Origin of the sequence: Ciceribacter thiooxidans (assembly GCF_014126615.1) — a bacterium.
Taxonomy (GTDB): Bacteria; Pseudomonadota; Alphaproteobacteria; order Rhizobiales; family Rhizobiaceae; genus Allorhizobium; species Allorhizobium thiooxidans.
In genome coordinates, this window is record NZ_CP059896.1 from 1624923 (window position 1) to 1642237 (window position 17315).

Genomic DNA, 17315 nt, shown 5'->3' on the forward strand with positions numbered 1-17315 from the left:
GACTACTCCCCGGCGCGCATCGTTCGTCCGAACCAGACGGCGGCGAAGGACTGCACGGCCGGCGACTGCACCACCAGAATGATGACGATGATCGCAGCCTTGATGATGAGGTTGAATTCCGGCGGGAAACCCGAAAGCAGGATGCCGGTGTTGATCGCCTGGATGATCATCGCCCCGAGGATCGATCCGGCAATGGAAAAGCGTCCGCCGAGAAGCGAATTGCCGCCGACGACGACCGCCAGGATAGCATCGAGTTCGAGCCACAGCCCGGCATTGTTGGCGTCTGCGCCGCGAATGTCGGCCGCAACGATGATGCCGGCGATGGCCGCGGCAAGACTGCATAGCATGTAGACGACCACGAGCAGCACGGGCGTGCGCACGCCGGCGATCGTGCTGGCGCGGCGGTTGATGCCCACCGCCTCGACCAGCATGCCGAGCGCACTGCGCCGCACAAGGAGCGTGATGGCGAGCGCGAAGGCGACCCAGATGACGACGGGCACCGGCACGAGGAACAGTGCGCCGCTGCCGATGAAGGCGAAGGACTGGTCGGTGAAGGTCAGGATCGTCCCCTCGGTAATCAACTGCGCGATCCCGCGACCGGCAACCATCAGCACCAGCGTGGCGATAATCGGCTGGATGTCGAGAACTGCGACGAGCAGGCCGTTCCAGACGCCGCAGAGAAGACCCACAGCGATGGCGAGCGCGAGCCCGACGACCAGCGGCTGGCCGTTGGCCACCGCGGTCGCCGCCACGGCTCCGCTGATGGCGATCACCGCGCCGACGGAGAGGTCGATGCCCTTGGTGGCGATGACCAGGGTCATGCCGACGGCGAGCAACGCAACCGGCGCGCCGCGGTTGAGGACGTCGATCAGGCTGCCGTAGAGGCGTCCATTCTGCACGCCGATATCGAAGAAGCTCGGAAAGGCGATGAAATTCAGCGCGAGGATCACGAAAAGCGCGATCAGCTGCGGCGCAAGCCGCGCCCCCAGAGAACGGAGTGCCGCACTCATGCTTTTGTTCCTTCCGTATGCTGGGCGGCGATGGCATCGACGATCGACGCCGTCGTCATCTCCTCGCCGACGAGCTCGGCCACGTGGCGGCGGTCGCGCACCACGATGATGCGTGAGCTGTAGGCCAGCAGTTCCTCGAGTTCCGAGGAAATCACCAGGAGCGACATCCCTTCGTCACAGAGCTCCTCGATCAGCCGGATGATTTCCGCATGAGCGCCGACATCGATACCGCGGGTCGGCTCGTCAAGAATGAGGAAGCGTGGATTGGTGGCGAGCCAGCGGGCGAGGATCACCTTCTGCTGGTTGCCGCCGGAGAGCTGGCGGATCGGCTTTTCGCGATCGGTGGTGCGCACGTCGAGCGCGGCGATGTAGCGGTCGGCGATCTCGATCTGTTCGGCAAGCCGGATCGGCCGCCACCAGCCGCGGCGCGCCTGCAGTGCGAGCGCGATGTTTTCGCGGATGGAAAGATCGCCGATGATGCCATCGGTCTTGCGGTCTTCCGGGCAGAAGCCGAGGCCGTGGGCGACGGCGTCGCGCGGGTTGCCGATGCGGACCGGCCTGCCGTCGATCTCTGCCGACCCGCTGTCGGCGGGCGCGATCCCGAAGAGTGTGGTTGCCGTCTCCGTGCGGCCGGAGCCCAGGAGCCCGGCCATGCCGACCACCTCGCCCTGCCGGAGCGAAAGATCGAAGGGCTGGATGTGCCCTCGCCTGCCGTAGCCGGAAAACTTGAAACATACGGGCCGGTCTTCGGCCGACTTGCGGTGGGGCGATGCCTCGACGGCCTCCAGATCACGACCGAGCATCATCGAGATTAGTAAGTGCCGATCGAGCGTCGCCGTTTCCCGGCTGCCGACGAGACAGCCGTTGCGCAGAACGGTCACACGGTCGGCGACCTCGTAGACCTGGCCGAGGAAATGGGTGATGAAGATGATCCCGAGGCCCCGTGCCTTCAGATCCCGCATGATCGAGAAGAGCATCTCGACTTCGCGGGTGTCGAGGCTCGCCGTCGGCTCGTCGAGGATCAGCACCTTGCCGGAGAGGTCAACCGCACGCGCGATCGCCACCACCTGCTGGATCGCCACCGGATAGCGGGACAGTTCGGCACGCACGTCGATGTCGACGCCGTAGGTGGAAAGGAGGCTTTCCGCCGCCGCATTCATCCGCTTCGGATCGATGACGCCTAAACGGCGCGGCTGGCGGCCGAGAAAGAGGTTTTCGGCGACAGAAAGGTTTCCCAGAAGGTTCACCTCCTGGTAGACGGTGCCGATGCCGAGTTTCTGGGCGGCGTGGGTGTCGCGCGGATCGATCTCCTCGCCGTCGAGCACGACGCGGCCGGCGTCACGGCGATAGGCGCCGGTCAGGCATTTGACGAGCGTGGATTTCCCCGCGCCGTTCTCGCCGAGGAGCGCGTGGATTTCACCGCGTCTCAGGCCGAAATCGACGTGGTCGAGTGCCGTCGCTCCCGGAAAATACTTGCACAGCCCGGAGGCCGCGAGAATCATGGATTGGTCGTCGGTCATTCCAGCTCCAGCCCGAGGAAAGCATCGCCGCTTGCTGCCGCATTTCGTGCGGCAGCAAGCCGGGTTGCGGGTGCCCGGTTCGGCAAGGGAGACCGGAACGAGGCACCCGGACGGGGCAGATCAGTAGCCGAGGCCCTTCTTCTCCTCGTAGACCTTCTTCGGATCGTCAGCCTGGGTATAGAGCTTCGATTCCGTCTGGATCCACTTCGGCGGCATGGTGCCGTCCTTCTTGTAGGCTTCCAGGGCGTCGAAAGCCGGGCCCGCCATGTTCGGCGTCAGCTCGACGGTAGCATTGGCTTCACCGGCGGCCATGGCGAGGAAGATGTCCGGAACGGCGTCGATCGAGACGACGAGGATATCGGTTCCGGGCTTGAGACCGGCTTCCTTGATCGCCTGGATCGCACCGACGGCCATGTCGTCGTTATGGGCGTAGAGGGCGCAGATGTTCTTGCCGCCGTCTTCCGCCTTCAGGAAGCTTTCCATGACTTCCTTGCCCTTGGTGCGGGTGAAGTCACCCGTCTGACTGCGGACGATCTTGAGATTGTCGTGACCGGTGATCGCTTCCTCGAAGCCCTTCTTGCGGTCGATTGCCGGCGAGGAGCCGGTGGTGCCCTGAAGCTCGACAATGTTGCAGGGCTTGTCGCCGACCGTCTTGACCAGCCAGTCGCCCGCAACCTTGCCTTCGTGCACGAGGTCCGACGTGACCGCCGTCATGTAGAGATCCTTGCTCGCGTCGACCGTGCGGTCGAGCAGGATGACCGGGATTTCGGCGTCCTTGGCCTCTTCCAGAACTTCATCCCAGCCGGTCGCGACGACCGGCGCGACGAGGATCGCATCCACGCCCTGCGCGATGAACGAGCGCAGCGCCTTGATCTGGTTTTCCTGCTTCTGCTGCGCGTCGGCGAATTTCAGGTCAACGCCGCGCTTCTCGGCCTGCTGCTTGGTCAGTGTGGTTTCGGCCGCGCGCCAGCCCGATTCCGAGCCGATCTGCGAGAAACCGACGACCATGCCGTCCGCCATAGCGGAACCGAACATGCAGCCAGCAAGAACCGTCGCGCCCGCGAGCGCTTTCAACAACTTCATGATTTCCTCCCGTTTGAGTCTTCTCCCAAGACGAGACCTATAAATCATATAGTATTACTTTTGTAAACCGGCATCATGCGATCACGGCATGACAATTGACAAAAAAGAGGGCGCCCGACGGCGCCCTCCACAAAATATTCGAGACTCAAGCCGACGCTTATTGCGGCAGCTTGTCGTCCACACCCTGGATGTAGAAGTTCATCCCGAGCAGGGTGCCGTCGTCGGACTTCTCGCCGTCCTTCAGCCAGGGAGAACCATCCTGCTTGTTGATCGGGCCGGTGAAAGGATGCAGTTCGCCCGACTTGATCTTGGCTTCGGTTTCCTCGGCCATCTTCTTCACGTCGTCCGGCATGTTGGTGTACGGCGCCATGGTGAGGATGCCGTCCTTCAGGCCGTCCCAGATCTGCTCGGACTTCCAGCTTCCGTCGAGCAGCGCCTTGGTGCGCTTGACGTAGTAGGCGCCCCAAGTATCGACGATCGCCGTCAACTGGGTGTTCGGACCGGCGGCGATCATGTCGGAGGCCTGGCCGAAAGCCTTGATGCCACGTTCGGCGGCGACCTGCATCGGTGCGGTGGTGTCGGTGTGCTGCGTCAGGATGTCGACGCCCTGGTCGATCAGCGCCTTGGCGGCATCGGCTTCCTTGCCGGGATCGAACCAGGTGTTGGCCCAGATGACCTTCACCTTGAAGTCGGGATTGACCGACTGGGCGCCGTGGACGAACGAGTTGATGCCCATCACCACTTCCGGAATCGGGAAGGAGGCGATGTAGCCGGCGACGCCCTTCTGCGACAGCTTGGCGGCGATCTGACCCTGGATATAGCGGCCTTCATAGAAGCGCGAATTGTAGGTCGCGACGTTCGGAGCGGTCTTGTAGCCGGTGGCGTGTTCGAACTTCACGTCCGGGAACTTCTCGGCGACCTTGAGGGTGGCGTCCATGAAGCCGAAGGAGGTCGTGAAGATCATCGCGCAGCCGGAGCGGGCCATGCGCTCGATCGCGCGTTCGGCGTCCGGACCTTCCGGCACGTTTTCGAGGAAGGCGGTCTCGATCTTGTCGCCGAGCTCCTTTTCGAGCTGCTGGCGGCCGCGGTCATGGGCCTGGGACCAGCCGCCGTCGGTCTTGGAACCGACATAGACGAAGCAGATCTTGGTCTTGTCCGCGGCCTGGGCGCCGCTGGCAATCGAGAAAACCATCGCCGCCGTCGCGGCGAGTGCGAATGCTAATTTCTTCATGGTGACCCCTTTTGTGTTGGAAGGTTTTCGGAACGCTGCCTGCTGCCGTCATCTGTCCGGAACGAAGGCCTTGCCGAGGCAGGCCGGCGTGTTGATCAGTGTCGTGCGGCGATTATGGGAAATGATGATGAGGACGACAATAGTGGCGGCGTACGGCAGCGCCGAGAGGAACTGGGACGGGATGCCGATCCCCATCGCCTGCGCGTGCAACTGCCCGATGGAGACCGCGCCGAAAAGATAGCCGCCGGCAAGCACCCTCCACGGCCGCCAGGACGCGAAGACGACCAGCGCGAGCGCGATCCAGCCGCGCCCTGCCGTCATGTTCTCCACCCATTGCGGCGTGTAGATGAGTGAAAGCTGGGCGCCGGCAAGGCCGGCACAGGCGCCGCCGAAGAGGACGGCGAGATAGCGCGTGCGGATGACGTGGATGCCGAGCGCGTGCGCCGAGGCGTGATTGTCGCCGATCGCCCGAAGCTTCAAGCCGGTGCGGCTTTTGAACAGGAACCAGTTGACGCCGACGACCAGCGCGACCGACACGTAGAAGATGATGTCCTGCCGGAAGAGCAGCGGACCGACGAAGGGAATATCGGAGAGCATTGGAATGGCGATCGGCTGGAGCTTGATGCCGGGTGCGCCGACATAGCTTTCCCCCAGCATACCGGAGGCGCCGAGCCCGAGCAGCGTCAGCGCAAGCCCGGTGGCGACCTGGTTGGCGACGAGCGTCAGGGTGAGGAAGCCGAAGAGCAGCGAGAAGAGCGCACCACTGGCGATCCCGGCAAGCAGGCCGATATATGGCGAGCCGGTGATCTGGGTGACGGCAAAGGCGCCGACCGCGCCCATGACCATCATGCCCTCGACGCCGAGGTTCAGCACGCCGGCACGCTCGGTCACGAGTTCGCCGAGCGCTGCGACGACAAGCGGTGTGGCGGCGGTAATGACGGTGAGAAGGATCGCCTCCAGCATCAGTTGCGTCCTCCCTCGATCGCCGTCTTCACCCGGTCGACGACGATGCGGATCCTGTAGTGGATCAGCGTGTCGCAGGAGAGCACGAAGAACAGCAGGAGCCCCTGGAATACGCGGGTGACCTTGTCGGAGACGCCGATCGAGAGCTGTGCGGCCTCACCGCCGAGATAGGTGAGCGCGAGCACCAGCCCGGACGCGACGATGCCGAGCGGATTGAGCCGGCCGAGGAAAGCGACGATGATCGCGGTGAAACCGTAGCCGGGCGAGATGATCGGCTGCAGATGGCCGATCGAGCCCGAGACCTCGGCGATACCGGCAAAGCCGGCAAAGGCTCCGGAAAGCAGCATCGAAAACCAGATCATCCTGCGCGAGGAAAAGCCGGCGAAGCGCCCTGCCCGCGCCGATTCTCCGAGCACCGTCACCTCGAACCCCTTGAGCGTGAACCGCATCATGAGCCAGACGAGCACCGCCGCGATCAGCGCGAAGACGATCGACCAGTGCGCGCGACCGGACGATTCGACGACGGCCGGAAGAACGGCTTCCGTGGCAAAGGTCCGCGTTTCCGGAAAGTTCATACCCTCCGGATTCCTCCAGGGGCCGCGCACAAGCCAGTCGAGGAAGAGCTGGGCGATATAGACGAGCATCAGGCTCGTCAGGATCTCGTTGGTGTTGAAATGCGCCTTCAGCAGCGCCGGGATGCCGGCATAGAGTGCACCACCGATCGCGCCCATGACGAGCATCAGCGGCAGGACCAGCGGCGAATGCCATTCGAAGAAGACCACGGGCAGGATCGAGCCGGCGATCGCGCCCATGATGAACTGGCCTTCCGCGCCGATGTTCCAGTTGTTCGACCGGTAGCAGACCGAGAGCCCGACCCCGATCAGGATCAGCGGGCCGGCCTTGATCGCCAGCTCGTGCAGCGACCAGACCTCGAGCAGCGGCTCGATGAAGAAGGAATAGATCGCGTCGACCGGGTCCTTGCCGAGCAGCCAGAACATGATGCCGCCGACGACGACGGTCAGGACCATGGCAAGCAGCGGCGACAGGACGGAAAAGAGCGGCGAGCCGCCGGGGCGTTTTTCGAGTTCAATGCGCATGGGCGGGCCCTGGCTCGGCTTTGCTTTCGTGCAATCCGCCCATGAGAAGGCCGATCTTCTCGCGGGTCATGGCGGCGGCAGGTTCGGCGGGCGAGAGGCGTCCCTCGGAAATCACGGCGATGTCCGTCGCGATCTCGAAGATCTCGTCGAGGTCCTGGCTGATGACGACCACCGCCGAGCCGTTGCGGGCGAGATCTATCAGCGATTGGCGGATGCGGCTCGCCGCGCCGGCATCGACGCCCCAGGTGGGCTGGTTGACCACCAGGACTGCCGGTTGGCGATCGAGCTCTCGCCCGACGATGAATTTCTGCAGATTGCCGCCGGAGAGCGAGCCGGCGAGCGGATCGTCGCCGCTCTTGCGCACGTCCATCGCCTCGGCGATCCGTTTGGCCGCCGCCCGGACGACCGAATGACGGAGGAGACCGAACACGCCGCCGGCCAGGAATGCCTTGCGGTCCGAGCGATGGCGGGCGAGCACCAGATTGTCGGAAAGCGGCAGGGTGCCGATCGCCGCGTGGCCCTGCCGCTCCTCCGGAACGAAGCCGGCGCCGAGAAGCCGCCGCTCGTTGATGCCGAGGCGACCGACGGCCTTTCCGCGAATGCGGATCGCGTCGCGATCAGACACGGGATACTCGCCGGAGAGCGCATCGAAGAGTTCGCTTTGGCCGTTGCCGGCGACGCCGGCGATCGCCAGTACCTGCCCTGCCCTCACCGTCAACGCAACGTCCTTCAGTGCGACGGCGAAGGGCGTGCGGGCAGGAGCGGAAAGCGCTTGCACCTCCAGCTGTACCGCCCCTGCGTCGGCGGTGCCGGCATTGTGCACGATGGCAATATCGCTGCCGACCATCATACGGGCGAGCGAGGCCGGCGTCTCCTGGCGCGGGTCGCATTCGCCGGTCACACGGCCGTGGCGCAGCACCGTCGCGCGGTCGCAGATGCGCTGCACCTCCTCGAGCCGGTGGCTGATATAGAGTACAGACCGCCCCTCCGCCTTCAGCTTTGCGAGCGTCTCGAAGAGACGATCCGCTTCCTGCGGGGTCAGCACCGAGGTCGGTTCGTCGAGGATGATGAGTTTCGGATTTTGCAATAGCGCGCGGACGATCTCGATACGCTGGCGCTCACCGACGGAGAGGTCGGCGACATGGGCGCCGGGATCGAGCGGCAGGCCATAGAGACGAGAAAGCTCCTCCGCCTTCTTGGCGACAGCGGCGAGCGGCGTTCCGGAATCGAGCGAGAGCGCGATGTTTTCGGCGACCGTCAGCGCTTCGAAAAGCGAGAAGTGCTGGAAGACCATGCCGATGCCGAGTTTGCGCGCAGCGGCGGGGGAAGCGATCGAGACCGGATTTCCTTCCCATGCGATCTCGCCGCCGCTCGGGGCGAGGACGCCGAACAGCATTTTGACCAGCGTCGACTTGCCGGCGCCGTTTTCTCCGAGGAGGGCGTGGATTTCTCCCGGCTTGATGTCGAAATCAATATCCTGGCAGGCCGCGAAGCTGCCGAACAGCTTCGTCAAGCCGCGGACCACCAGAAGGCTGCCGGTTCGCGATGCCTCGATGTCCGTCACGCGATCCCCTCTTTTCATCCCGGCGCCCCTGCTGCGCATGCACGCTCAGGGGATCAGCAAGGTCGTTCCGCTTGTTTTTCTTGATTCCAGATCCTCGTGGGCGCGACGGGCGTCGGCCAAAGGATAGGTCTGATTGATATTGATACGCACTTTGTTGCTCCGCACAACATCAAACAGCGAATTTGCACAGGCCGCCAGTTCGGCCGGCGTCGCAATGTAGGCGAAGAGCGACGGGCGTGTCGCGTAGAGCGAGCCCTTCTGCGCCAGAAGGCCCATGTCAAACGCCTCGACCGGCCCGGACGACTGGCCGAAGAGCACCCACATGCCGCGTGGCCTGAGGCAATCGAGCGAGCGCGGGAACACGTCGCGGCCGACGGAATCGTAGACGACGTCGACACCCTTGCCGCCGGTCAGCTCCCTGACCCGGGCGACGAAATCGTCGTTGCGGTAGTCGATGACGTGGTCGTAGCCGTGGCGGAGCGCGAGTTCGATCTTCTCCGGTGACCCGGCCGTGCCGATGACCGTGGCGCCGAGTGCCTTCGCCCACTGGCCGGCGATGAGGCCGACGCCGCCCGCCGCCGCGTGGAAGAGCAGCACCGTGTCGGGTCCGACCTTGTATGTGCGGTTGAGCAGGTATTCCGCCGTCATGCCCTTCAGCATCATCGCAGCCGCCGTCTCGAGCGGGATCTCGTCCGGCACTTTCACGAGATGGCGGGTGGCGACGTTGCGTTCGACGGCGTAGGCGCCGTCCGCCCCGGCGTAGGCGACCCTGTCGCCAACGCGGAAGTCCGTGACGCCCGGACCGACGGCCGTCACCGTACCCGCCGCTTCCTTGCCCGGCACGAACGGCAAGCCGTTCGGCGCCTTGTAGAGCCCGGTGCGGAAGTAAACGTCGATGAAGTTGAGGCCGACGGCGGCGTGACGGATCTGCACCTCGCCGGCGGCTGGTGCGGCAAGGTCGACCTCCTCGAGCCGAAGGACATCCGGGCCGCCGAGGTCACGGATCAGGATTGCCTGCGTCTTTGCCACGATGAAAGCCTCCTACTTGCGTCCGAGCGAGGGGAAGAATTGCAGCACGGCACCGACCCCGTAGAGATAGATGCCGGTCGCGACGAAACAGACGACGACCCATTGCGGGGTCGCAAAATGCAGAAGCAATGCGTAGCCGCCGAAGGCGCACCAGGCGAGGAAGATCGCGATGTTGACCGGCCGCAGCCGTTCCACCCTGACCGGATGCAGGAAATGGATCGGCAGGAAGGTCAGCACCACCGACACCACGACAACGGCCATCGCGGTCGTCGCCGAAGCGTCGATGACGAACAGCGAGAAGACGATCATGTTCCAGACCACGGGAAAACCGGAGAAGAAGTACTCGTCCGTCTTCATGCCCATGTCGGCATAGTAGATAGCGCTCGACACGACGATCATGCCTGCGGCCACGAACGACCACGGTTCTCCGATCATGCCGCTCTGGTAGAGTGCGAAGGCCGGCAGCAGCACGTAGGTCACGTAGTCGATGATGTTGTCCAGCGTGTCGCCGGACCAGGTGGGCAGAACGTCTTTGACGCGCACCTTGCGGGCGATCGGCCCGTCGATGCCGTCGACCAGCAGTGCCAGCCCGAGCCACCAGAACATGTCGACGAAGCGTCGTTCGGCGGCTGCGACCACGCCGAGAAAGGCGAGAAACGAGCCGGAGGCCGTCAGGACGTGAACCGAAAAGGCGCGGATTTCGGCATAGGGCACACGGCGGTAGTTGAAGATTTTCATGCTTTTTGTCGGTCCCCTCTTCGCCACGGCTACGAGGTATCCGACGAATCGGCACGTTTTGCAACGGCGGGCGCCTGGCGCTCCCCGGTTTCGCGCCTTTGCCGCACTGAAGCCGCTTGCCCTGTCTCTACCAGATCACCGGTCGCATTTGTCCCATGGATTCGAAAAGACGAAACGCCTATATCGAACGACGAAGACCGGAGTGACCGCTATCGTGCGGCAATGGTCGTATCGATGAATTACGATACGCGTATCCGGAGCGAACGGTTGAGACGGATGGAAGCGATGAAGCATTTCGAAGTTGCGGTTGTCGGTGCGGGACTGGCCGGCTCGATTGCAGCGCTGGCGCTCGCCCGCGGCGGTCGCTCGGTGGTACTCGTCGCACCGGAGCGCGACGTCGTCGATCAGCGCACTACCGCGCTGATGGACCAGTCGATCCGCTTCATGGAACGGCTCGGGCTCTGGGATGAAATCCGGCCGTCTGCGGAAGCGCTTTCGACCATGCAGATCATCGACGGCACCAAACGGCTGTTGCGGGCACCGGTCGTCGCCTTCCGAAGCGCCGAGATCGGTCTCGACGCCTTCGGCTACAATATCCCGAACGAAGCGCTGATTTCCGTATTGAAGAAGGCCGTCGCCGCCGAAAACAACATCACCAGCATCGCCGGCGCCGCCGAGCGCATCGAGATCGGCGCCGACCGTATTGTCATCACGCTCGAAGACGGCGAAGAGGTGACGGCCGACTTCGTCGTGGGCGCGGACGGTCGCGGCTCGATGACGCGCGAAAGCGCAGGTGTTGCCGTGAGCAAGTGGTCCTATCCGCAGACCGCGGTGGTACTGAATTTCAGGCATACGCTGCCGCATCGCAATATTTCGACGGAGTTCCATGGCGAATCGGGACCGTTCACCCAGGTTCCGCTGCCCGGCCTGCGCTCGAGTCTCGTCTGGGTGGTGGAGCCCGCCGAAGCGACACGGCTCACCTCTCTTTCTCTTGAGGCACTCAGCGGCGAGGTCGAGAGGCGCATGCAGTCGATGCTCGGCAAGGTGACCGTCGAGGACCGCGTCCAGGCCTGGCCGCTCTCCAGCATGACGGCGGAGCGTTTCGGCAAGGGCCGGGCGGCCTTCATCGGCGAGGCGGCGCATGCTTTTCCGCCGATCGGTGCGCAGGGGCTCAATCTCAGCCTGCGCGACGTGATGGCGCTCGTTGAAATCCTCTGCTCCCGAGCGGACCGTCCCATCGATCCCCGCGCCGGCGACAGCTTCGACCGCCGCCGCCGCATCGACGTCGTCAGCCGCACGGCGAGCGTCGACCTCCTCAACCGCTCGCTGCTGTCCGATTTCCTGCCCGTGCAGGTTCTGAGAACCGCGGGGCTGCACGTTCTTTCCGGGTTCGGACCGCTGCGCCAGTTGGTGATGCGCGAGGGCGTGGAGCCCGGGCGCGGCTTCTCCGCACTGCCGCTCTTCCTGAAAGAGCGGCTGGGTGTCAGGGGAAGAGGTCGGGCGGCAGAAGACCGGTCGTGATCGCGTAGAGCAGGCCCGAGACCGTCAGCACCGAAAGCACCGTGGTGATCAGGATCGTCGCAGACGCGCGTTCCTGCCAGACGCCGTATTGCTGGCCGATGACGAAGACGTTGGTCGCCGTCGGCAGCGAGGCGAGCAGGACGGCGGTGTAGATCCACAGCGGATCGAAATTGCCGGCAAGACCGAGCACGATCCAGGCAAGCAGCGGATGCAGTAGCAACTTGACCGGGACGATGTAGCCGATCTCGGCGGGAATGCGCTTCAGGGGGCGAAGCGCGAGCGTGACCCCCATGGCGAAGAGTGCGCAAGGGGCGGCGGCCTGGGCGAGATAGTCGATGAGGCGCTGCAGCGCCAGCGGCGGTTCGAAGGAAAACGCGGCCGCCAGAAAGCCGATCGCCGTCGCGATGATGAAGGGATGGGTGATGATCCGCTTCACGACATCGGCTGCGACGGCTGTTCGCGGCCGGGCATCGTCGCCGGCAAACGCCATCAGCGCCGGCGCGGCGATGAAGTGGGCGGCGTTCTCGAAGCAGAAGACCAGCGCGACCGGCACGGCCGCTGCCTCGCCGAAGGCGAGGAGCGCCAGCCCCGGCCCCATGTAGCCGATATTGCCGTAGGCGCCGGCGAGCGCCTGGATCGTGCAGTCGGCGATCGAATTGCCCCGGATGAAGCGGCCGATCAGGAAGACGAGCAGGAAGATCGTGTAGGTGGCGGCAAGCGAGGCCGCGATGAAATCGATGCGCGTCAGCTCCGAAAGCGGCGTGCGCGAGACGAGCTTGAAGAACAGCGACGGCAGCGACACGTAGATGACGAAGAAATTCAGCCAGCCGAGGGCGGCGGCCGGTTGGCGGCCGAGCTTACCGGAGATGTAGCCGATCAGGATCAGCCCGAAGAACGGGAGAACCAATGCGATGATGTCGGCCATGGGCGCGTCCCGTTTCCTCTTCCGCGTCCGAGCGCTCGGCCCGTCGCTCCCGGCTTAGCCGATTTGCGAAAGGATTGGAAAGGTCTGCTGGAACCAGATTGCGAGGTTCGAGACGAAACCGAACATGAAGGCGAGCCCGGTCAGCACCAGCAGCGTACCGATCAGCTTCTCGACGAGGCCGAGATGGCGGCGGAAGCGGACGAGGAAACGCATGAAGGCGCCGGAGAAGGCGGCCGCGATCCAGAACGGTACCGCAAGGCCGAGCGAATAGACCGCAAGCAGCGTCGCGCCGTCGCCGACGGTCTCGCGCGAGGCCGCAACGCCGAGGATCGCGCCGAGCACCGGACCGATGCAGGGCGTCCATCCGAAGGCGAAGGCGAGCCCCATGACATAGGCTCCGCCGAGAGTGGCGGGCTTGCCCTGCCCCTGGAATCGCATTTCGCTCGCAAGAAAGCCGATGCGAAAAACGCCGAGGAAATTGAGCCCCATGACGATGATGATGAGGCCACCGATCTTGGCGAGCAGGTCGAGATGCTGCCGAAGCAGCGTGCCGACGGTCGAGGCGCCAGCCCCGAGCGCCACGAAGACAGTGGCGAAACCGAGCGTGAAGGCGAGTGCCGCGAACATGACCGCGCGCCGTGCCGCCGGATTGGCCTCCGCATGGCCCTCGCCGCGGAACTGCTCGACGGAAATACCGGCCATATAGCAGAGATAGGGCGGAACGAGCGGCAGCACGCAGGGCGACAGGAACGACAGCGCACCGGCCAGAAGCGCACTCAACAGGGAAATATCGGCAATCGACACGTCGGGTCTCCGCTATCCTTCGATGCGGCCTTCCTACCGTCCGACGGGCTTGCTTGCCAATCACCTTTCCGCGCGTGCGGCAATTGGACAGTTTTTCCCCGTTTTCGGCATGATTTTTGGGTTGACCGCACGGGGGCGCCTGCATATGTTCCGCGCACTTCCAGAGGAGCCGATTTTCTCCTCGACGGGAGCGCGTAGCTCAGCCGGTAGAGCAACTGACTTTTAATCAGTAGGTCCAGGGTTCGAATCCCTGCGCGCTCACCATTTCCCCATGTCCATACCGGATACATAGGTAACAGTTTGTTCCTAAGACATGGGTTACAACCTCGTGTCGCCCTATCTCCGCACCGCCGCCATTCGCTCTTTCATCGCCCGGACAGCAGCAACCGTCGTGCGTCTTTCACCCGCTTGCGAGAAGCCGAAGGCAGAAAGTCGCGGATCGGTGGCGTCCATAGGCGCGCTGCACGAGGCATGAAGCTCGAAGACGCCGGGCAGTGAGAGCAAGGCTTCAGCAGTCTCCGGTCGCACGCCCGAACCCGGCATGATCGAGAGCCGGCCGGCGGCCCGGTTCGCCAGCCGTTCAAGCCGCGGGAGCCCTTCGACGACCGTCCTTGCGCCGCCCGAGGTCAGAATGCGCGAAAATCCGAGTCGCACCGCGGTTTCGAGCGCCTCCTCCTGATCTCGGGCGAGATCGAAGGCACGGTTTAGCGTCAGGTCCATGCCTTCGGCCACGGCGATCAATGCTTCGAGCGCCGCGACGTCGATCTGACCGTCCAGCTGCAACGCACCGATCACCACTCCGGCAAGACCTGCCGAGCGGGCCGCACGGACATCGTCGACCATGACGCGCAGATCGTCCGCGAAGAATACGAAATCGCCGGTCCGGGGCCGGATCAGCGCATGGACGGGGATCGGCGAACGGGCGGCATGGGCCATGAAGCCTTGCGACGGGGCGAGCCCGCCGAGCGAAAGCGCGGCACAGAGTTCGATACGGTCCGCGCCGCCCTCGATCGCCGCGGCAAGACCGGCGGGATCATCGACGCAGACTTCCAGGAGGGGCTTTCGGCGATCACCTCCGCCGTCACTTTCCGCCATCGTCCGCCTCCCGAAATGCCGCACTACCGGAGCGATCGAGGAGATGTAGCAGCACGATCCCGCACACCCCGACGAAAGCTCCCAGAATCGCCGTGCCGGCATAGTCGCTGATCGCGGTGCCGAGGGCAAACGCCAGCGAACTCAGGCCGCCACTCAGGAAGACGTTGACGGCGATGAGCGAACTGCCGAGCCCGGCGCGCTCGGCGATCAGGTCCTGCAGATAGGTGATCGGAACGGAGATGATACCGGCCGCCCCGAGGCTTGCGACCAGCGTCAGGACGTAGACGTCGCGCGGCGCATCGGCGAGGCCGAGGAAGACGAGGTAGGCGGCATAGGCCGATGCGCTCGCGATCATGGCGAAGCGCGCGGATGTGCGCGCCTCCACCCATCCCCAGAAAACGATGAAGACGATCTCCAGAAACGCGACGATGCCGACAATGACGCCGACATCGACCGCCGTACCTCCCGCCTTGCCGGTGACGACGAGAGGCAGCACGGCGCCGTTGACGTGCAGCATCGAGGATATCAGCGCGATCGCGACGACCCGCGGCAGAACCCTGCCCGAGGCGATCTCGCCCAGCGAGGCGAGGAAGGCGCTGCGCCGGGCACCGGCCCTTCGTCCAGTATCGGCCTTCGACGACGACAGGACGAAGAGCAGGAAACAGGCGCCGCAGGCGGTGCTTGCAAACAGGAAGGCGGGCAACATCGACGGGCCGCCGGCGAGAAGCGCGCCGACGATGCCCGGCACCAGCACCCAGGAGAGCGAGAGCACGGCGCGAACAGCCGAGTTGACCGCGATCAGCTCGCGTGCGGCCATGCCGGCGGAAGCCGCCCTGATGCTGGCGAAGATCAGCGAATTGATCGAGCCGTAGACGGGAATGAAGAGGAGTGTGGCGACCACGAAGACCGGCGCCGACGGAAATGCATAGACCATCGCGAAGCCGGCGACGCCAAAGAGCGACGCGACGAGCATCGGACGCCGGTAGTGTCCGAGGCGGTCGACCAGAATGCCCGCGGCAATGCTGGCGCTGACGTTCACCAGCGCGGCGGCGAAGATCAGCACGGAATAGGCCCGGTCCGACAGCCCGAGTTCACGGATGCCGATCATCGACATGTAGGGCGAGGTTGCCGCTCCCGACGCGCCGAACAGGAAGATCGCAAACGCGCCGGTGCGGACCGGCGGATGGCGAAGGAGGAGCGTCAGGGTCGACAGCATGGCGGCACGTTGCAAAAGTTGGAGATGAAAGTGCAGGGCGCGGCCGGACGAGTACTCACCGAGCGAAGTCAGTCGCGCCAGCGGGCGGAGAAGCGGACCTCCGGCTGATAGGCGAACTCCCTGACGAAGGGATAGGTCGGCTGCGCGCGGCGGCGGTTCGGCAGTGCCGCGATGTCCTGGTTGATCACCCCATCGGTCAGCGCCATGAGGTTCGGATTGGCAATCGGGGCAAGGTCCGGCGAGAGGTAGCCGGATTTCACCACCAGCAGCCGGGCGCCCGCAGGATCGAGCCCGAGGTGGGTGAAGTCCGCGATGTCGTGATAGGGCCTGCGCTTCGCCGCGAGCACCAGCGTGATGCCGCCGATCGTCACGACCGCCTGGCGGTCCGCGGGCAAACCCGGATCGTCGAGCCGCTGCACCGCCGCTTCCGCCTTGACCGAAGGGCTCGCCGGATCGAGTGTTCCGCCGATCGTAAGCCGGAGGCGGGCACCCTCGCCTGCCGCAAAACACGCGTCAACGGCGGGGCGGTCGGTGATGCCGGCGACGACGGCGCCCTCGAAATTTCGTGCGATCAGCACCTTCAGGACGTCGGCACGGTCGCCGACGCCACCGCCGGTCGGATTGTCGCCCGAGTCCGCGAGGATGACCGGACGCGTTGCGGACTTCTCGACGATATCGAGCATATCTTCGAGGGGACCGGTCACCGGACCGAAGCGGAAGTCTTCGCGGGCGTCCCAATAGGACCGGGCGATTGCCGCCGCCACCTTTTCGGCCGCCGCCTTATCGACGGCGGTGACGACAGCGCAGGCGGCGGCCCGCGGTTCGTCGGCCCAGACATAGCCGACCATCAGGTTGGCATCCCAGATGCCGGGCACGGCGTCGTGCTCCGGCAGCCTGAGATAGAGGCTTTTCGCCGGCTCGTCCTCGGTCGAGGTGCGCTCACCCGGCAGAAGCACCGGAACCGGTGCCCACGCGACGCCCGGCCGCTCGCCGGTCTGAAGCGCCCGCAGCAACATCGACCAGGCGCGGACCATCGTCTCGCGCACGTCTATATGCGGCGCGGTCCGGTAGCCGGCGAAGATGTCGAGCTGGTCGACGATCCTCTGGGTCACGTTGCCGTGCAGATCGTAGCTCGCGGCGACCGGTATCTCCGGACCGACGACGGCACGGGCCGCGGCGATCCAGTCGCCCTCGGCATCGTCCATGCCCTCGACGTTCATCGCGCCGTGCATGGCGAGATAGAGACCGTCGAGGGGCAGCGCCGCCTTCAGCCGCTCCAGGAACTCGGACTTGAACGCTTCGTAGGTCGCTCGTGCCACCGGACCGCCGGGAACAGCGCGGGCATGGAGCAGCGGCAGAGGTTTGATGCCGCCCGCAGACAGGAAGCTGAAATAGTCGGCCGCGAGCAGTTCATCCCCGCGCAGGACGCGAAAGTCCTCAGGCTGCATGAGCACCGGCGAGGAGGTGCTGCATTCGGTATGGATGCCGCCGACGGCAATGCGCAAGGTCATCTGCGGCT

The 17315-nt window shown here is 64.8% G+C and carries 15 protein-coding genes and 1 tRNA gene; 2 read left to right on the forward strand and 14 right to left on the reverse strand.

Going from position 1 to position 17315, the window contains the following annotated elements; genetic code table 11:
* Window positions 1-2 precede the first annotated feature (2 nt).
* From H4I97_RS07700 to pcsA, 9 genes are all read right to left on the reverse strand, one after another.
* Window positions 3-1010: an ABC transporter permease gene (locus tag H4I97_RS07700; protein ID WP_182307312.1), complete on the reverse strand. Its 1008-nt coding sequence runs from the start codon at window positions 1008-1010 to the stop codon at window positions 3-5.
* Window positions 1007-2530, reverse strand: a complete 1524-nt coding sequence (gene ytfR / locus H4I97_RS07705) for a galactofuranose ABC transporter, ATP-binding protein YtfR (protein WP_182307313.1) — start codon at window positions 2528-2530, stop codon at window positions 1007-1009. The genes H4I97_RS07700 and ytfR overlap by 4 nt, the downstream gene beginning before the upstream one ends.
* Window positions 2531-2650: 120 nt before the next feature.
* Window positions 2651-3613 (reverse strand): galactofuranose ABC transporter, galactofuranose-binding protein YtfQ, encoded by a 963-nt coding sequence (gene ytfQ / locus H4I97_RS07710; RefSeq protein WP_182307314.1) that lies wholly within the window; start codon window positions 3611-3613, stop codon window positions 2651-2653.
* Window positions 3614-3770: 157 nt separating this feature from the next.
* The gene (locus H4I97_RS07715) at window positions 3771-4844 is read right to left on the reverse strand and encodes a BMP family ABC transporter substrate-binding protein (RefSeq protein WP_182307315.1); all 1074 of its coding nucleotides are present in this window, start codon (window positions 4842-4844) and stop codon (window positions 3771-3773) included.
* 48 nt (window positions 4845-4892) lie between these two features.
* Window positions 4893-5807: an ABC transporter permease gene (locus tag H4I97_RS07720; protein WP_182307316.1), complete on the reverse strand. Its 915-nt coding sequence runs from the start codon at window positions 5805-5807 to the stop codon at window positions 4893-4895.
* On the reverse strand, window positions 5807-6904 hold the full coding sequence (locus tag H4I97_RS07725) for an ABC transporter permease (protein ID WP_182307317.1): 1098 nt from the start codon (window positions 6902-6904) through the stop codon (window positions 5807-5809). Before H4I97_RS07725 ends, H4I97_RS07720 begins: the two co-directional genes overlap by 1 nt.
* Window positions 6894-8486: an ABC transporter ATP-binding protein gene (locus H4I97_RS07730; RefSeq protein WP_182307318.1), complete on the reverse strand. Its 1593-nt coding sequence runs from the start codon at window positions 8484-8486 to the stop codon at window positions 6894-6896. Before H4I97_RS07730 ends, H4I97_RS07725 begins: the two co-directional genes overlap by 11 nt.
* 27 nt (window positions 8487-8513) lie before the next feature.
* Window positions 8514-9497 (reverse strand): quinone oxidoreductase family protein, encoded by a 984-nt coding sequence (locus H4I97_RS07735; RefSeq protein ID WP_182307319.1) that lies wholly within the window; start codon window positions 9495-9497, stop codon window positions 8514-8516.
* 12 nt (window positions 9498-9509) lie between these two features.
* On the reverse strand, window positions 9510-10235 hold the full coding sequence (gene pcsA, locus H4I97_RS07740) for a phosphatidylcholine synthase (protein ID WP_182307320.1): 726 nt from the start codon (window positions 10233-10235) through the stop codon (window positions 9510-9512).
* A gap of 285 nt (window positions 10236-10520) precedes the next feature.
* Between pcsA and H4I97_RS07745 the strand changes: the two genes are divergently transcribed.
* Window positions 10521-11756, forward strand: a complete 1236-nt coding sequence (locus H4I97_RS07745; protein WP_182307321.1) for a UbiH/UbiF family hydroxylase — start codon at window positions 10521-10523, stop codon at window positions 11754-11756.
* Here H4I97_RS07745 and H4I97_RS07750 read toward each other — a convergent pair.
* Both H4I97_RS07750 and H4I97_RS07755 read right to left on the reverse strand, forming a co-directional pair.
* Window positions 11719-12681 (reverse strand): AEC family transporter, encoded by a 963-nt coding sequence (locus H4I97_RS07750; protein ID WP_182307322.1) that lies wholly within the window; start codon window positions 12679-12681, stop codon window positions 11719-11721. The genes H4I97_RS07745 and H4I97_RS07750 overlap by 38 nt on opposite strands.
* A 54-nt stretch (window positions 12682-12735) precedes the next feature.
* On the reverse strand, window positions 12736-13485 hold the full coding sequence (locus H4I97_RS07755; protein WP_182307323.1) for a cytochrome c biogenesis CcdA family protein: 750 nt from the start codon (window positions 13483-13485) through the stop codon (window positions 12736-12738).
* Window positions 13486-13673: 188 nt separating this feature from the next.
* Here H4I97_RS07755 and H4I97_RS07760 point away from each other — a divergent pair.
* Window positions 13674-13749 (forward strand) — tRNA-Lys (locus H4I97_RS07760).
* Window positions 13750-13821: 72 nt separating this feature from the next.
* On the opposite strand, the gene H4I97_RS07765 is transcribed toward H4I97_RS07760, so the two are convergent.
* The 3 genes from H4I97_RS07765 to H4I97_RS07775 all read right to left on the reverse strand — a co-directional run bounded on the left by H4I97_RS07765 (window position 13822) and on the right by H4I97_RS07775 (window position 17301).
* Complete coding sequence (locus tag H4I97_RS07765; protein ID WP_182307324.1) at window positions 13822-14580, reverse strand: copper homeostasis protein CutC; 759 nt, start codon at window positions 14578-14580, stop codon at window positions 13822-13824.
* Complete coding sequence (locus H4I97_RS07770) at window positions 14567-15796, reverse strand: MFS transporter (protein WP_182307325.1); 1230 nt, start codon at window positions 15794-15796, stop codon at window positions 14567-14569. The genes H4I97_RS07765 and H4I97_RS07770 overlap by 14 nt, the downstream gene beginning before the upstream one ends.
* A 68-nt stretch (window positions 15797-15864) precedes the next feature.
* Window positions 15865-17301 (reverse strand): M81 family metallopeptidase, encoded by a 1437-nt coding sequence (locus H4I97_RS07775; protein ID WP_182307577.1) that lies wholly within the window; start codon window positions 17299-17301, stop codon window positions 15865-15867.
* Between the last annotated feature and the right edge of the window lie 14 nt (window positions 17302-17315).